We start from the raw sequence: 15,600 nt of genomic DNA on the forward strand, positions 1-15,600 counted from the left end.
TTCTCTGGAGAGAGCCGGGGCTTGCTGCTATCGACATTCCGGGAGAGAGAAATAAAAAAGAATAAAATTCTAAAATGAGTTGAATTGGAAAATATTTTCCAATAAAGTCGTTTTCAGGTTGCCGACTATCGAATCACCTGTGCTGTCGGACTTGTCTGAAGGTCGCAGGTAACAAGCAAACAAAAACAAGACAAAGATAGGTACCGTCGATGAAAACCCCTACCCGCGGCCAACAGGCCATGCGTTCTGCCCCCTCGTCATTCTGGATCTCTGTCATGGAGCGATTCCTTACGCTCGTCGCACGCGGTATGTGTGTGCAGCACCAGGATGCGCAACTGTTCTGCATACCCGGCGCTACGGGTATTCGTCTGCCGAAATAAACCGCTCTTCGCTACGTCGTTACCAAGTCTGAACAACAACAAGAATTTGGAGACAGACCTTCATGAAGACCAAGATTCGTTTCACCTCCCTGGCTCTGGCCCTGCTTCTGGGCAGCGGCACTGCACTGGCCGACATCAGGATAGGCGTAGCCATGTCGCAGTTCGATGACACCTGGCTGACTTATCTGCGCGAAGACATGAAAGACCATGCCAAGACCCTGCCCGATGGTGTCGACCTGCAGTTCGTCGATGCCCGTGCGGATGTGAACAAGCAGATCGATCAGGTACAGGAGCTCATCGGCAAGAAAGTCGACGCACTGATCGTCAACCCCGTGGACACCGCAGCGACCGCCCGTATCACCAAGTTCGCCACGGCAGCCAAGATCCCGCTGGTGTACGTCAATCGTCGTCCCGACGATCCCAGGCTGCCCGAAGGCGTTGCCACCGTCACCTCCGATGACATGGAGGCTGGCCGCATGCAGATGCAATACATCGCCGAAAAACTGGGTGGCAAGGGCAGCGTCATGATCCTGCTGGGGGATCTGGCCAACAACTCGACGCAGAACCGCACCAAAGGCATCAAAGAGGTGCTGGGCAAATACCCCGACATCAAGATTGACCAGGAACAGACCGGTATCTGGTTACGCCAGAAAGGCATGGACCTGACCAACGACTGGATCACTCAGGGCAGAGCCTTCAATGCGGTGCTGGCCAACAACGACGAGATGGCGATTGGCGCTTCCATGGCCCTCAAGCAGGCAGGTACCAAACCCGGCAGCGTGCTGGTTGCCGGAGTGGACGGCACGCCTGATGGTCTCAATGCCGTGAAGCGTGGCGACCTGGCGGTATCGGTCTTTCAGGATGCTCACGGTCAGGCCACAGGCGCAATCGATGCCGCTGTGAAGCTGGCCAAAAAGGAAAAGGTCGAGCCACAGGCCATCCTGATTCCGTATCGCCTGATCACGCCTGAAAACGTCGACGAATTCACTAAAAAGAAACAGTGAAGAGGCCAGGGGAGGGCGCAAGCCTGCCCTCCCACAGCTTGCTGCCCGAGGAGTTTCGATCATGTTCGGTTCCGCTACCGCCACCCGCCATACCCAGCGCGAGACGCCGTCCGCTGCCCGTGTCGATGACCCTGCTGCCACTGACGCTTCATCTCCCTATCTGCTGGAAATCAGCAATATCAGCAAGGGCTTTCCGGGCGTCATCGCCCTCAACGATGTACAGCTACGGGTACGGCCCGGCACTGTGCTGGCCCTGATGGGCGAGAATGGCGCAGGCAAGTCGACCCTGATGAAAATCATCGCCGGGATCTATCAACCCGATACCGGTGAGATACGCCTGCGGGGCAATCCCGTGCGCTTCGATACGCCTCTGTCTGCCTTGCAGGCGGGTATTGCCATGATCCATCAGGAGCTGAACCTGATGCCGTTCATGAGCATTGCCGAGAACATCTGGATCGGCCGCGAACAACTCAACAGCCTGCACATGGTCGATCACCGGGAAATGTACCGCTGCACGGCCGAACTGCTGGAGCGCTTGCGCATAAGGCTCGATCCGCAGGAGCTGGTAGGCAACCTGAGCATTGCCGAGCGCCAGATGGTGGAGATTGCCAAGGCAGTGTCCTATGACTCCGACATTCTCATCATGGACGAGCCCACCTCTGCCATTACCGAAACGGAAGTCGCCCACCTGTTTTCGATCATTGCTGACCTGCGCGCCCAGGGCAAAGGCATCATCTATATCACCCACAAGATGAGCGAAGTGTTCGAGATCGCCGATGAAGTGGCGGTGTTTCGCGATGGCGCCTACATCGGTCTGCAGCGTGCGGAAAGCATGGACGGCGACAGCCTGATCTCGATGATGGTCGGACGTGAGCTGACCCAGCTCTTTCCCGAGCGGCAAAACCCCATTGGCGACCTGCTGCTGTCGGTGCGTGATCTGAGCCTGGACGGGGTATTCCAGGGCGTGTCCTTCGACCTGCATGCCGGCGAGATTCTTGGCATTGCGGGGTTGATGGGGTCGGGCAGGACCAATGTGGCTGAAACACTGTTCGGTATCACGCCCGGTCAGGGCGGCGAAATACAACTCGATGGCGTACCGGTGCATATTGCCGATCCGCATCAGGCCATCGAAAAGGGCTTCGCGTTACTGACCGAGGATCGCAAGTTGACGGGGCTGTTCCCCTGCCTGTCGGTCATGGAGAACATGGAGATGGCCGTTCTGGCCAACTACGTCGGCAATGGTTTCGTCCAGCAGAAAGCCCTGCGGGCGCTGTGCGAAGACATGTGCAAGAAGCTGCGTGTCAAGACGCCTTCCCTTGAGCAATGCATCGATACGCTTTCTGGCGGCAATCAGCAGAAGGCATTGCTGGCCCGCTGGCTGATGACCAACCCCAGAATCCTGATTCTCGATGAGCCGACCCGTGGCATCGATGTGGGGGCCAAGGCAGAAATCTATCGCCTGATTTCCTTGCTGGCCAGCGAAGGTATGGCCGTGATCATGATTTCCTCCGAGTTGCCCGAAGTGCTGGGCATGAGTGACCGGGTCATGGTCATGCACGAAGGTGAAATGATGGGCATCCTCGATCGCAGTGAGGCCACCCAGGAAAAGGTCATGCACTTGGCTTCCGGCCATTCGGTTCACTGAGTTGCCCGTCCGGACGGGCGGCAGAAGAACAAGAGGGAAATGGAAATGAGCAACGCAATTTTGCAGAACAAACCGGCCCTGGCGCCGAACAAGAGCAAACGGCGGCTGCCTACCGAGCTGAGTATTTTTCTGGTGCTGATCGGTATCGGGCTGGTCTTCGAGTTGTTGGGCTGGATCGTGCGCGACCAGAGCTTCCTGCTCAACTCCCAGCGGCTGGTGTTGATGATCCTGCAAGTCTCGATCATCGGCCTGCTGGCTATCGGGGTTACTCAGGTCATCATTACCACCGGTATCGATCTGTCGTCGGGCTCGGTACTGGCCCTGTCGGCGATGATTGCCGCCAGTCTGGCGCAGACGTCGGACTTTTCCCGGGCGGTCTTTCCGTCGCTCACCGACTTGCCGGTGTGGATACCGGTCGTCGTGGGGCTGGGAGTCGGGCTGCTGGCCGGAGCAATCAACGGCAGTATCATCGCCATCACCGGGATTCCACCTTTCATTGCGACGCTGGGCATGATGGTGTCTGCTCGCGGACTGGCGCGTTTCTATACCGAAGGCCAGCCGGTGAGCATGCTTTCCGACTCCTACACGGCCATTGGTCAGGGGGCGATGCCGGTCATCATCTTCCTGGTTGTCGCGGTGATCTTTCACATCGCCTTGCGTTACACCAAGTACGGCAAGTACACCTACGCGATTGGCGGCAACATGCAGGCGGCCCGCACTTCGGGTATCAACGTCAAACGTCATCTGGTCATCGTCTACAGCATCGCGGGGCTGCTGGCGGGGCTGGCCGGGGTCGTGGCTTCGGCGCGTGCGGCGACAGGGCAGGCGGGCATGGGCATGTCCTATGAACTGGATGCCATTGCCGCTGCGGTGATCGGCGGCACCAGCCTGGCCGGTGGCGTCGGGCGCATTACCGGCACCGTGATCGGCGCGCTGATCCTGGGCGTCATGGCCAGTGGTTTCACCTTTGTTGGCGTGGATGCTTATGTTCAGGACATCATCAAGGGCCTGATCATTGTGGTTGCGGTGGTAATCGATCAGTATCGCAACAAGCGCAAAGCCAAGCGTTGATAGCGGATTGAGCACAAAAGGGCCTTCAACAGGCCCTTTTGTGCTTTTTCCTTTACCGGAACTGATCTCTCGAAGCAGAGTCAGAGGCTCTTCACAGAGGTATCAAGGCCTGATTTTCAGGGGCGTCGATGCAGTCGGGGTACAAAATCCCTTCAATTGTATTGCCGACGGGCCAAGCCGGCCTTAGACTGCCGCCCCTCGTAAATTGAGTGCCTGGTGGCGCTTGGAGATCATGGCGCTTTTACGGCAACGTTGAGCCGCTCCTCAATGCACGTTTTTTTATAGAGAAATCAATGACAAAGGAAAAGTTGCTGGCCATGCCGGCCGATGACTACATGAATGCTGAACAGCATGCTTTCTTCGTCGAGCTGTTGCAGGCCATGAAGGTTGAAATCCACGAGCGTATCGAGCAAAGCCGCATTGCTATCGAGAGCCTGGACACCCCGGCCGACCCTGCCGATGCTGCTTCGGTAGAAGAAGAGCGTCATTGGCTGGTGAATGTCATCGACCGCGATCAGCGCATGCTGCCACAGCTGGAAATGGCTCTGTCGCGTATTGCCGATGACACCTTTGGCTGGTGCGACGACAGCGGAGAGCCTATTGGCCTCAAGCGCCTGCTGATCAGCCCGACGACCAAATATTGCATCGAAGCGCAAGAGCGCCACGAGCAGATCGACAAGCACCAGCGCCAGGCCTGATCCACAGGCTGGAGTGAGGTGTCACCTGACCGGGAGGCTATTTTAGCCTCCCGGTTTTGTTGTGCCTGGAGTTTGACAACCTCCCCCGAATATCTATTCAGGATATTGCAAAGGTCCTGTGAATTTTGTCGAATAACATTTTTCTAAACTATTGTGATATTTATTTATTGTTTAGTCTGAGTAATATTCTCTCGGTTTGTAGGACTGCTCTGTAAATCTCTCCGTTACTTGACTGTTGTCTATTGCTGGGCAAGCTGTTTAATCAATTGTATTGAATTGGTTAAAAGGCAGTCATGCGAAATGACTGTTTTCTACGGACGGACAGACAATGAAATATACATGGAAAGTTAATCGGGAGGCTGCGGTATCGGATACCGCAATGCTTCGTGTTACGGTGCGTGCAGGCCTTTTCTTCGATGGGACGGGCAATAATCGCTCCAATAGCCAGATAGGCGCCGATTGTCGCGCCATGATGGAAGTCAACGACAGAAAACATATCGTCGAGTGTGCGGGGCGGCATTCAGATCCCAATAGCAGTTACAGCAATGATCTGAGTAATATTGCCCGGCTGGTTGCACTTTATCGCCATCAATATGTAGCCAGGAACGATGGGGAGGGCTTGAAAGTTTATTGGCCTGTTTATATCAGTGGCGCCGGTACAACTTCCGGGGGCGGGGATTCCCTATGGCCAGGGCAGAGTTTTGGTCGCGGCACCACGGGCGTGGTGGCCAAGGCCGAGCATGCCATCAAGAAGCTCGGTTCTCGTCTCAAGGCGTTTGCCCTGGATAATCCCGGATGCGTCATCGAAGCCCTTGAGCTGGATGTTTTCGGTTTCAGCCGTGGGGCTGCCTCTGCCCGGCATTTCGTCAATGAAGTCCTCAAGCAGGCCCAAGGTGCGCTCGAACCTGCCCTGGCAAGCCGCAAGGTCCCGCTGGGTCCGGATTTCAGCTGGGGCAAGGGCAGTGTCAGGCTCAAGGTGATCGGGTTGTTCGATACGGTTGCTGCCATTGGCAGTTTCAAGGATCTCTACAATGTCCGCGATCCGGCCAACAACAGAGTCAATCTCTATCTGCCTCCCGGATGTGCCCAGCAGGTGTTGCATCTGGTGGCGCGGGATGAGTCGCGGCGCAACTTTGCGCTCAACAGTATTACCCCTGACTGGAGCCGGGAGATTGTGTTGCCCGGAGCCCATGCCGACATTGGCGGGGGTTACCATCCTCAGATGGAAGAAAAGCTGTTATTGACCCGGCCAAGGCTGAGCATGGCTTCCCGTGATACGGCCTGCGAGTCGAGTACAGCCTGGTTGCAGGCTCAGGAAGACTTGCAGGCGCTGGATGCCGGGCAGTGGATTGATCCCCGGGATCGCGAGGCTTCGTTACGGGTGGAATGTTGCGAAGCCTTTGGCCGTACGCACGCTGCTGCCTTGGGGCTCAAGACGGTGATGGCGGCAGCCTGTCTGCGTCGTCAGGTGTTCGGTCATCTGTCGCGTGTCTATCTGCGGGTCATGCATGCACTGGCCTGTGATGAAGGCGTACCGTTCGAGCCGGTTCCCGACACTGCCGAGCTGCGGCTCGTTCCAGAGCTGGAAAGCATCAGCCGCAAGTTGATCAGCTATGCCCGCGGCGGTGCCTATACCCTGAGCGAGCAGGAAGAATGCCTGCTGCGCTGGCGTTATATTCATCACTCGGCGCACTGGAATGCGATCATCGGCCGGGTCGGCAGTTTCAGTGATGCGGTATTCGTGCATGCGCCGCAACCCGGGGGGCGGGTCCGCTATCCAAATGCAAGTCAGCCTGGATACCGGCATTGAGTTCCGTGCGCTATGGGCTCTTGTGCAGCAACACATTGAGTTCGTCGACCACAGGAGCCCAGTCGGCATCTTCGCGCAGTTCTTCCTTCAGGAAGCTAGCCTGTTGGGGTGTCCAGAACTCGGCGTCGATCAGTTTCACATCATCAGGCAGTGAATGGTTGGCAATGAAGTTCTGGATGCTATCCTCATCCGAGTCCAGGCCCAGTTGGGCGAACAGGTTGGGCAGAGAGTGGGTTGGCAGTTCCATGTCATCTCCTTGTCTACAGGGTTGGCCTTTGTCCTTTATGGGAGTGCTGGCCACGGACAAGAGTTCGACGAATCTTTTATTGATCCGGCGACAGGTGCTAATGTCTGTCTCGCGTGCCGAATCGTGCCGCTTTCCCTGTCTCTGATACCTCTCTGTACAAAAGGTATGTATGCCGCTGGCGTTGTCTGTCGGTAGAATCCGCCTCCAGCCTGCCCGGCAGGGTGGCGACCATGGAATCATCGCTCGCAGTTTCAGTGCGTGTCAGCAGGTATTTCAGCCGCTTCGGTGGCCTGTAAGGATGCTTATTTTTTGACTGTCCTGGCTTTGTCAGGCAGCTTTATTTTCATGTTCGAGGATTTGTACATTGGCTGTAAGTAACCTGGATACCCATTCTCTGTTTGTGCTCGGTGATCTACGTGCGCAGTTGGTCAAGCAGTTCCAGTCACGTTTTGTCTACGTCACCGAGCAATCGCCCGACGGCATCTACATGTCCGAAATCGACACCGAAACCGCACTGGTAGTCGATGACAAACCGCGCCTTGAACTCAAGGTAGGGGATCATTTTCGCGCTTCTGTCCTGCCCAGCCGTGAAGGCGGAAAGTTTGAATTGAAGTTCCGCGATATCAAGTTCACCGTCTACGGCCTGGGCGATTACGCCTATGTCGATATTCCTGAAGGCCACGGCATCGTTTTCAGGGAAGGTCACGGCGTGTTCATGGTCTTTGCGGCCAATGAGCAATTGCAGGGCGGCTTGAGCAAGCCTCTGAAAGCGGCCATCGGCAAGGCTGCCAAATGGCGCAAGGGTGAGCTGACCTTCAAGGCCAGCGAGTGATTCAAGCCTGACTGCAAGTCTTCGCGAGCAGGGCCGCCCGCGAAGTGATCAATGACGTTTCAGTTTTCCACTGAGTCTCGTGCGGGACGATCGCCACTGACTTCCGGCGGAACATCGTTATCCCCGGCCATGCGCTTGCGGAACAGTCCGGTACGCGCCAGCAGCAGCGTGGTGACCGGCACGGTGATCGACAGCAGGACTGGAATCAGCCAGGCGTGAATCACCGGTCCTGATTTCAGTGCCGAGAAATAAATGATCGAAGCCAGTGCAACGAGCCAGGCTCCCAGTGTGGAGGCCAGGGCCGGTGGGTGCATGCGCTGAAAAAAGGTCTTCAGGCGCAACAGGCCCAAGGCGCCGGTCAAGACGAACACACTGCTGGTAACCAGCAACAACGAGGTAATGACCTGCACCCAGAAGGGAAGGGTCTGTAGCGAATTCATTCGATCACCTCTCCGCGCAGCAGGAATTTGGCCAGGGCAAAGGAGCCGACGAAACCGAACAGGGCGATCAGCAGGGCTGCCTCGAAATAGGTGTCGCTGGCATAGCGTATGCCCAGCACCAGCATCATCAGCATGGCAATGACGTACAGGTAATCCAGAGCCAGTACGCGATCCTGTGCCGACGGTCCCCTGAACAGACGAATCAGGGTAATCACCATCGCCAAGGCAAATATGAGCAGGCTGAGCAGAATGGCATTGTCGAGCAGTGCAGTCATTCGAAAATCTCCATCAAGGGTCGCTCATAGGCTGTCTTGAAGTGCTCGATGAATTGCGCTTCATCTTCCAGATCGAACACATGCATCAGCAGAATGCTGCGGTCCAGCGCCAGTTCAGACCAGACGGTGCCGGGCACCACGGTCGTGACCATCGCCAGTGCGGCAAGGCCGCTGGGGTCGCGCAGGTCCAATGGCACCTTGACGAATGCCGAGCGTGGCGGACGACGTTTGAGGTTCCAGACCGACATGAATATCTGCAGGTTCGAGATCACGGTGTCGTAGCCCACCCGCAGGAAAAACTTCAGGATCGTGCCGGGTTTGCGAATGCGCACCGGGGTTGGTCGCAGGGGCGCCATGAGCAGTGGAGCCAGAAAACCGAATATCGCACCCAGCAACACGGTGCCGGGGCTGATGGAAAGGTTCAGCACCAGCCATAACACCCACAGCGCCAGTGAAAACCATGGGGCGGGGAAGAAAAATCTCATCATGGCTGCACCTGCGAGACGTCTTTGGGGCTGGTCGGTCCTGGCACGGGGCGTGTGGCCATGACCGATTGCACGTACTGCGTGGGCGTATGCAAGGCGGCAGCGGTATCCTGTGTGTAGCGCAACAGCGGTTCTGCCTTGATCGTCAGGGCAATGCACAGACCCAGCAGAATAATGATGGGCAGGCACTCATTGCGGCGCAGCAGCGGTGAAGGGCTTTCCAGCGGCGTCCAGAAGCGCTGGATGCCGAGGCGGGAAAAGGCAATCAGCGAAGCCAGACCCGAGAAGATCAGCAGGCCGATCAACATCCAGCCTTGAGTGGAAATGGCTTTGTCCTTTGCCACGTCCAGCCCCAACGGGTTGAGCAGCGCGCTGAGCAGGGTCAGCTTGCCGATGAAGCCCGAGAGCGGCGGCATGCCGATGATCAGCAGGGCGCAGGCCACGAAGCTCAAGCCCAGAAAAGCCATGGTCATGGGAATGACCTGACCGACCACGGCTTTCTGCTCGTCGTCCAGGTTGGTGCCCGGTGGCGGATGCAGGGATTCCATATTACGCGGCAACTGGTCTGCATCCTCTTCCAGGGGAATCTCGTTGGAGGAGCGTGAGCGCTCGATCAGTTCACCCAGCAGGAACATCGCACTCAGCGCCAGGGTCGAGCTGACCAGATAGAACAGCGCACCCGAAGTCAGGCTCGGCTGAGCGAAACCGATGGCCGCCAGCAGGATGCCCGCCGATACCAGAATGCTCAGGCTGGCCAGACGCTCCAGGCGCTGGGCGGCGATAATCGCGACGGCTGCGGTGACGATGGTTGCCATGCCACCATAGATCAGCCAGTCCCCGCCGAAGAAGGCCGAAGGCCCTGCCTGTTCGGAGAACAGCAGCGTCCACAGGCGCAGCAGGGTGTAGATGCCGACCTTGGTCATGATGGCGAACATGGCCGCAACCGGCGCACTGGCTGCCGAGTAAGCGGGCACCAGCCAGAAGTTCAGCGGCCACATGCCGGCCTTGGCCAGAAATGCGGTAGCCAGAATCGCTGCGCCCGCATGCAGCAGGCCGAGGTCGGATTCCGGAACCTGAGGAATCTTGATCGCCAGATCTGCCAGATTGAGGGTGCCCGTCACGCCGTAGATCAATGCGGCGCCAATCAGGAACAGCGACGAGGCCAGCAGGTTGATCGAGATGTAATGCAGGCCTGCCGACACCCGGGCACGCCCGGAGCCGTGCAGCATCAGGCCATAGGAAGCCGCCAGCAAGACCTCGAAGAACACGAACAGGTTGAACAGGTCGGCGGTCAGGAAGGCGCCATACAGGCCCATCAACTGAATCTGGAACAAGGCATGGAAGCTGGCGCCTGCCCGGTCCCAGCGGGCCAGTGCGAACAGCAGCGCACACACGGCGATGATGCCGGTCAGTACCAGCATCAGGGCAGACAGGTGATCCACCACCAGCACGATACCGAACGGCACTTCCCAGTTACCCGGCAGATACACACCGATGGTGCCCGTGGTGCCGCTCTTCTGGACCCACAACAGCAATGTGATGGAAATCGCCAGCCCGAGCATGCTCGACAGCAGGTTGATGCGGCCCTTGAGCGGCCTGTGTTTTTCACCCAGCCAGAGCATCAGCCCGGCGGTCACCAGCGGCAGCAGGATGGGAGCAACAATCAGTTGGTTCATCCCGCTCATGCCTTGGGCTCCCTGCCATCCACATGGTCAGTGCCGGTCAGGCCGCGGGACGCCAGCAGCACGACCAGGAACAGTGCGGTCATGGCGAAGCTGATGACGATTGCGGTCAGGACCAGCGCCTGGGGCAGGGGGTCGGTGTAATTGAGCAGGTCCTGAGGAATGCCGTCCTTGATGATGGGTTCCTTGCCGATGAACAGGCTGCCCATGCTGAAAATGAACAGGTTCACGCCATAGGACAGCAGACACAGCCCCATCACTACCTGAAAGGTACGCGGGCGCAGTATCAGCCAGACACCGGATGCAGCGAGAACGCCAATGGCGACTGCGATGACTTCTTCCATCAGACGGCTCCTTGTGTAGTCGCGGATTCGGCCGCAGGGCGGACAATCGGTTTCGGCAACTGGGTTGGTCGATGGCTGCGAACCGACTGGTGGGCCAGTGCGGTGAGGATCAACAGGGTCGAGCCGACGACCACGGCATAGACGCCCACATCGAAGAACAGGGCGCTGGCAAAATGGACTTCACCGAGTATCGGCAGGTCCAGATGCGCGGTATGGGTGGTCATGAACGGATACCCCAGAGCCATGGAAACCAGGCCGGTGATGACAGCGCACAGCAGACCGGTGCCCATCCAGCGCAGAGGTCGCAGGCTCATCTGCGCCTCGACCCACTGAGTTCCGGCAACCATGTATTGCAGGATGAACGCCACGGACATCACCAGGCCGGCGACGAACCCGCCGCCCGGCTGGTTATGGCCGCGCATGAACAGGTACATCGAAACCATGAATGCGATGGGCAGCAGCAGACGCACGAGCGCAGCCGGCACCATCATGAAACCCAGTGCCGTATCGCTTGCACTGCGCGGGTTGATCAGGTCAGTGACCACATCACGGGCCAGCAGGCGTTGCTGGGCGGGCAGGGCGATGCTTTCCCTGGGGGGGCGGAAACGGCGCAGCAAGGCGAATACTGTCAGGGCCACGGCGGCCAGTACCGTGATTTCACCGAAGGTATCGAAGCCCCGGAAATCCACCAGCATCACGTTGACCACGTTGGTACCGCCACCTTCGGGCAATGCCCGGCTCAGGTAGAACGAAGAAATGGCGTTGGGGGTCTGGCGGGTCAGCATGGCATAGGACAGCAGGGCCATGCCGATGCCGACCAGTGCAGACAGTGTCAGGTCACGAATGCGTCGGGTGCGGGCGTTGAGGCGGTTGCTGACCGATGGCGCGACATCTTCGTTACGTCGTGGCATCCAGCGCAGGCCCAGCAGAATCAGCACGGTGGTCACCACTTCGACCACCAGTTGGGTCAGCGCCAGATCCGGTGCCGAGAACCAGACAAAGGTGATACAGGTCATCAGGCCGCAGACGCTGACCATGATCAGTGCAGCCAGACGGTGATACTTGCCTTGCCATGCGGCTCCGAGGGCGCAGGCAATCGCGATCAGCCACAGGGTTACAAATACCCCGGAGCCCGGAATCTTCGGTCGGTCACCCCAGGTCAGGCCGCTGAAGTACATCGGGATAAAGCCCAGCAGCGTCGCCGTCAGGACCAGCATGAACAATTGCGGCTGCAGGCGACGGGTGCTGACCAGACGTTCGAAGCGTCGGGCCCAGTGCATCATGATCACCTGGCAACGCTCGAAAAACAGCTTGCCGTTGAGTCGCGATACCAGTGGCGGGCCGACAAAGCGTTCCTGGCGGAACGACTTGCGCAGCAGCAGATACAACACGATGCCGCCAGCCATGGCGATCAGGCTCATGATCATCGGCGCGTTCCAGCCATGCCAGATTGCCAGGCTGTACTCGGGCAGCGTGTCGCCCACCACCGGTTGTGCAGCCGCGGCCAGCAGTGGTGCGACCGATTGAGCCGGGAAAATACCGACCACCAGACAGGCCATCACCAGCAACTCTACCGGGGCACGCATCCAGCGTGGCGGCTCGTGTGGGAGCAGGGGAAGGTCTTTTGCTGCCGGGCCGAAAAACACATCCACGGTAAAGCGCAGGGAGTAGGCGACGCTGAAGGCCCCGGCAATGGTCGCGATGATGGGCAGCGCCATTTCCACCCAGGCGGTGGCGGAAATGAACACGGTTTCGGCGAAGAACATTTCCTTGGACAGGAAGCCGTTGAGCAGCGGCACCCCGGCCATCGAAGCGCTGGCAACCATGGCCAGGGTCGCGGTGTAGGGGATCAGTTTTATCAGGCCGCTGAGACGCCGGATATCCCGGGTCCCGCTTTCGTGGTCGATGATCCCTGCCGCCATGAACAACGAGGCTTTGAAAGTCGCGTGGTTGAGAATGTGGAACACAGCCGCAACGGCTGCCAGCGGGCTGTTGAGGCCCAGCAGCAGAGTGATCAGGCCCAGATGGCTGATGGTCGAGTAAGCCAGCAGGCCTTTGAGGTCATTCTGGAAAATGGCTGAGTAGGCGCCTAGCACCAGCGTGCAGGCTCCGGCCCCGCTGACGATCCAGAACCACTGTTCAGTGCCGGACAGCGAAGGCCACAGGCGTGCAAGCAGAAACACTCCGGCCTTGACCATGGTCGCCGAGTGCAGATAAGCCGAGACCGGCGTCGGCGCGGCCATGGCATGAGGTAGCCAGAAGTGGAACGGAAACTGTGCGCTCTTGCTCAAGGCGCCGATCAGGATCAGGGTCAATAACACCGGGTACAGCGCATGGGCGCGGATCGCGTCGCCCGAGGCCAGCACGCGGTCCAGGTCATAACTGCCTACCACATGCCCGAGCATCAGGACGCCCACCAGCAACGCCAGCCCACCGGCACCCGTGACCATCAGCGCCATATAGGCACCGCGTCGGGCGTCATTGCGGTGGTGCCAGTAGCCGATCAGCAGGAAGGAAAAGACGCTGGTCAGTTCCCAGAAAAACACGATCTGGATCAGGTTGCCGGAGATCACCAGCCCCAGCATGGCGCCCATGAACGCCAGAAAGAAGGCAAAGAAACGCGGAACAGGATCGTCCGGTGACATGTAATAACGGGCATACAAGGACACCAGCGTGCCGATGCCCAGCACCATCATCGAAAACATCCAGGCAAATCCGTCCATGCGCAGGACGAAATTCAGTCCCAGGCTGGGCAGCCAGAAATATTCTTCACGAATCACACCGCCGTCGGCGATCTGCGGAAACCACAACGCCACCTGCACGGCACCGATCAGAGCGATCATGCCCGCGAGCAGGGATTCGGCGTTACGCGCGTTGTGCGGCAAAAGTGCCGCCAGACAGCTGCCGATGAAAGGCAGAAGCAGTAGAACTATCAGAGACATAGGCTTCTAATCTGCAGGGAAATGTCAAGCATCATACGTGCCAGACGTCGCATCTCCAAACGCGAGTCTGCAGGAATTTCCTACAAGAAGTGTCTGTTTTAAACCTGAGAGCCTTACGGGATGCGGAGCTGGAGTTATTGATCCAGCCGCTGTATGCCCTCTTCCTGTTCCTCTTTCAGCGCTTGAGCCTTGGCCCGCACTTTCATTTCACTGACGATCACGCCCGCGACAATCAGCGCCGCGCCCAGCAGTGCGATACCCGGTAAACGCTCACCTGCCAGCCGTCCGGCAATGCCGGCCCAGACCGGTTCGCCTGCATAGATAACGGTGGCGCGGGTCGGGGAGACGCTTTTCTGTGCCCAGTTCATGGCGACCTGGATGATTGCGCTCATGGCGCCCAGGCCCACGGCACTGATGACCAGAAGCCAGGAGAAGCCCGGCAGGCTCTCGCCGGTGGGGACGATCATCAGGAACGCCAGTATCGAGGCGGTTGCCAGTTGCACGACGGTGACTCGTCGCACATCGACCTTGCCCGCATAGGCGCCGATCATGATGATTTCGGCAGCGATCGCCACGGCGCTGATAATGGTGGCAACTTCTCCAGGGCTGAATTGCAGCGAGGCGCCTTCCGGTCCTGACAGCAGCATCAGGCCGCTGAAGGCCAGGGCAATTCCCAGGCTGGGCATCAGGCCGGGACGACGTCCCAGCACCAGCCATTGCAACAACGGCACACAAGGGACATACAATGCGGTGATGAACGCCGACTGGCTGCTGGGGATGGTTTGCAGGCCGATGGTCTGCAATCCGTAGCCGAGCATGATCGAAATGCCTATGAATATGCCGGCCCTGAGTTCAAGCAAGGTCAGGTCGCGCATTATTTTCATCGAAAACAGCGCTACGATGCAGGCCGCCGCTGCGAAACGCAGACCCACGAAAAACATCGGGCCGCTGACGGTGAGCGCGTGCTGGACCAGCAGGAATGTGCCGCCCCACAGGACAGTGATCAGGATCAATACCGCTTCAGCCTTGCTGACGCGCGGTACCCGGCGAATGGAGGTCATGACGGTTTTCCGGGCTTTAAAGCCTTGCATGCAATGGGACACGCAACACACAATGCGTCGCAAAATGTGGGCAGTATAATGCGCAAAGGGTTCAGGTGAGCAATATCGTGCACAAAGAAAATTCCCAGCGTGCCCCTGTGCTGCAGCATGTCAGCCACAACGTCCGCCGCCTGCGCAATGGCGCGGGGCTGAGCCAGAGCGCTCTGGCGGAAAAGTCCGGCGTCAGCCGCCGCATGCTGGTGGCTATTGAGGCGGGCGAGAAGAATGTCAGCCTGGCGACCCTGGACCGGGTGGCCGAGGCACTGGAAGTGGCTTTCAGTGACTTGATCCAGGCCCCCGAGCTGGCGGATCACAGCCGTATCAACGAACTGGCCTGGGAAGGTACACAGCCGGGCAGCAAGGCCGTGCTGCTGGCCAAGGCCCTTGCCCGACGCGAGGTCGAGTTGTGGGAGTTCACCCTCGAGCCCGGGGATGTCTATGCATCCGAGGCCGATCCTGAAGGCTGGAGCGAGCAGGTCTATGTCGTCGAAGGGCATCTGACCATAAGCCTGGTCGAGCGTGACAGGCAGCATCGGATCGGTCCCGGCGAATTCTTCATGTTCCCCAGCAACCAGCCACACACGTATCGCAATGAAGGTGAGATTACCCTGCGTTTTGTACGCAATGTGGTGCTGTAAACACAGA

15 protein-coding genes are annotated in these 15,600 nt (G+C 58.5%); 7 read left to right on the plus strand and 8 right to left on the minus strand.

Features of this window, described 5'->3' with window-relative positions; genetic code table 11:
• Positions 1 to 442: 442 nt before the first annotated feature.
• The 5 genes from KQP88_RS08410 to KQP88_RS08430 all read left to right on the plus strand — a co-directional run bounded on the left by KQP88_RS08410 (position 443) and on the right by KQP88_RS08430 (position 6,608).
• On the plus strand, positions 443 to 1,384 hold the full coding sequence (locus KQP88_RS08410) for a sugar ABC transporter substrate-binding protein (protein ID WP_216705378.1): 942 nt from the start codon (positions 443 to 445) through the stop codon (positions 1,382 to 1,384).
• A gap of 61 nt (positions 1,385 to 1,445) precedes the next feature.
• Positions 1,446 to 3,029, plus strand: coding sequence for a sugar ABC transporter ATP-binding protein (locus KQP88_RS08415; RefSeq protein ID WP_216705379.1), 1,584 nt, complete (start codon positions 1,446 to 1,448; stop codon positions 3,027 to 3,029).
• A gap of 45 nt (positions 3,030 to 3,074) precedes the next feature.
• Positions 3,075 to 4,100, plus strand: a complete 1,026-nt coding sequence (locus tag KQP88_RS08420; protein ID WP_025259413.1) for an ABC transporter permease — start codon at positions 3,075 to 3,077, stop codon at positions 4,098 to 4,100.
• 293 nt (positions 4,101 to 4,393) lie between these two features.
• Complete coding sequence (locus tag KQP88_RS08425; protein WP_025259414.1) at positions 4,394 to 4,798, plus strand: TraR/DksA family transcriptional regulator; 405 nt, start codon at positions 4,394 to 4,396, stop codon at positions 4,796 to 4,798.
• Between the two features lie 328 nt (positions 4,799 to 5,126).
• Complete coding sequence (locus tag KQP88_RS08430) at positions 5,127 to 6,608, plus strand: phospholipase effector Tle1 domain-containing protein (RefSeq protein WP_216705380.1); 1,482 nt, start codon at positions 5,127 to 5,129, stop codon at positions 6,606 to 6,608.
• A 10-nt stretch (positions 6,609 to 6,618) separates the two neighbouring features.
• On the opposite strand, the gene KQP88_RS08435 is transcribed toward KQP88_RS08430, so the two are convergent.
• Positions 6,619 to 6,855, minus strand: a complete 237-nt coding sequence (locus KQP88_RS08435; RefSeq protein WP_198728306.1) for a DUF2789 domain-containing protein — start codon at positions 6,853 to 6,855, stop codon at positions 6,619 to 6,621.
• A 364-nt stretch (positions 6,856 to 7,219) separates the two neighbouring features.
• On the opposite strand from KQP88_RS08435, the gene KQP88_RS08440 reads away from it, so the two are divergent.
• Complete coding sequence (locus KQP88_RS08440) at positions 7,220 to 7,687, plus strand: hypothetical protein (RefSeq protein ID WP_025259417.1); 468 nt, start codon at positions 7,220 to 7,222, stop codon at positions 7,685 to 7,687.
• Between the two features lie 59 nt (positions 7,688 to 7,746).
• Here the strand turns inward: KQP88_RS08440 and KQP88_RS08445 are convergent, their stop codons facing one another.
• The 7 genes from KQP88_RS08445 to KQP88_RS08475 form a co-directional block, all read right to left on the minus strand.
• Positions 7,747 to 8,127: a Na+/H+ antiporter subunit G gene (locus KQP88_RS08445; RefSeq protein WP_200994046.1), complete on the minus strand. Its 381-nt coding sequence runs from the start codon at positions 8,125 to 8,127 to the stop codon at positions 7,747 to 7,749.
• Complete coding sequence (locus KQP88_RS08450; RefSeq protein WP_025259419.1) at positions 8,124 to 8,402, minus strand: K+/H+ antiporter subunit F; 279 nt, start codon at positions 8,400 to 8,402, stop codon at positions 8,124 to 8,126. The genes KQP88_RS08445 and KQP88_RS08450 overlap by 4 nt, the downstream gene beginning before the upstream one ends.
• A complete protein-coding gene (locus tag KQP88_RS08455) occupies positions 8,399 to 8,887 on the minus strand; it encodes a Na+/H+ antiporter subunit E (protein WP_200994165.1) in 489 nt (162 codons plus the stop codon). The genes KQP88_RS08450 and KQP88_RS08455 overlap by 4 nt, the downstream gene beginning before the upstream one ends.
• Positions 8,887 to 10,572, minus strand: a complete 1,686-nt coding sequence (locus tag KQP88_RS08460) for a monovalent cation/H+ antiporter subunit D (protein ID WP_216705381.1) — start codon at positions 10,570 to 10,572, stop codon at positions 8,887 to 8,889. The genes KQP88_RS08455 and KQP88_RS08460 overlap by 1 nt, the downstream gene beginning before the upstream one ends.
• Complete coding sequence (locus KQP88_RS08465) at positions 10,569 to 10,913, minus strand: Na+/H+ antiporter subunit C (protein WP_007251310.1); 345 nt, start codon at positions 10,911 to 10,913, stop codon at positions 10,569 to 10,571. Before KQP88_RS08465 ends, KQP88_RS08460 begins: the two co-directional genes overlap by 4 nt.
• The gene (locus KQP88_RS08470; protein ID WP_216705382.1) at positions 10,913 to 13,855 is read right to left on the minus strand and encodes a monovalent cation/H+ antiporter subunit A; all 2,943 of its coding nucleotides are present in this window, start codon (positions 13,853 to 13,855) and stop codon (positions 10,913 to 10,915) included. Before KQP88_RS08470 ends, KQP88_RS08465 begins: the two co-directional genes overlap by 1 nt.
• A gap of 134 nt (positions 13,856 to 13,989) precedes the next feature.
• Entirely contained in the window at positions 13,990 to 14,916 is a 927-nt protein-coding gene (locus KQP88_RS08475) for a DMT family transporter (protein ID WP_216705383.1), read from the minus strand.
• Between the two features lie 107 nt (positions 14,917 to 15,023).
• Between KQP88_RS08475 and KQP88_RS08480 the strand changes: the two genes are divergently transcribed.
• Complete coding sequence (locus tag KQP88_RS08480; protein ID WP_216705384.1) at positions 15,024 to 15,593, plus strand: helix-turn-helix domain-containing protein; 570 nt, start codon at positions 15,024 to 15,026, stop codon at positions 15,591 to 15,593.
• Positions 15,594 to 15,600: the final 7 nt, after the last annotated feature.

Origin of the sequence: Pseudomonas lijiangensis, assembly GCF_018968705.1 — a bacterium.
GTDB lineage: Bacteria > Pseudomonadota > Gammaproteobacteria > Pseudomonadales > Pseudomonadaceae > Aquipseudomonas > Aquipseudomonas lijiangensis.

Bases quoted from the DNA above. Each gene is read 5' to 3' on its own strand.
- KQP88_RS08410 (WP_216705378.1), top strand. From the start codon at position 443: ATGAAGACCAAGATTCGTTTCACCTCCCTGGCTCTGGCCCTGCTTCTG.
- KQP88_RS08415 (WP_216705379.1), top strand. From the start codon at position 1,446: ATGTTCGGTTCCGCTACCGCCACCCGCCATACCCAGCGCGAGACGCCG.
- KQP88_RS08420 (WP_025259413.1), top strand. From the start codon at position 3,075: ATGAGCAACGCAATTTTGCAGAACAAACCGGCCCTGGCGCCGAACAAG.
- KQP88_RS08425 (WP_025259414.1), top strand. From the start codon at position 4,394: ATGACAAAGGAAAAGTTGCTGGCCATGCCGGCCGATGACTACATGAAT.
- KQP88_RS08430 (WP_216705380.1), top strand. From the start codon at position 5,127: ATGAAATATACATGGAAAGTTAATCGGGAGGCTGCGGTATCGGATACC.
- KQP88_RS08435 (WP_198728306.1), bottom strand. From the start codon at position 6,855: ATGGAACTGCCAACCCACTCTCTGCCCAACCTGTTCGCCCAACTGGGC.
- KQP88_RS08445 (WP_200994046.1), bottom strand. From the start codon at position 8,127: ATGAATTCGCTACAGACCCTTCCCTTCTGGGTGCAGGTCATTACCTCG.
- KQP88_RS08450 (WP_025259419.1), bottom strand. From the start codon at position 8,402: ATGACTGCACTGCTCGACAATGCCATTCTGCTCAGCCTGCTCATATTT.
- KQP88_RS08455 (WP_200994165.1), bottom strand. From the start codon at position 8,887: ATGAGATTTTTCTTCCCCGCCCCATGGTTTTCACTGGCGCTGTGGGTG.
- KQP88_RS08460 (WP_216705381.1), bottom strand. From the start codon at position 10,572: ATGAGCGGGATGAACCAACTGATTGTTGCTCCCATCCTGCTGCCGCTG.
- KQP88_RS08465 (WP_007251310.1), bottom strand. From the start codon at position 10,913: ATGGAAGAAGTCATCGCAGTCGCCATTGGCGTTCTCGCTGCATCCGGT.
- KQP88_RS08470 (WP_216705382.1), bottom strand. From the start codon at position 13,855: ATGTCTCTGATAGTTCTACTGCTTCTGCCTTTCATCGGCAGCTGTCTG.
- KQP88_RS08475 (WP_216705383.1), bottom strand. From the start codon at position 14,916: ATGACCTCCATTCGCCGGGTACCGCGCGTCAGCAAGGCTGAAGCGGTA.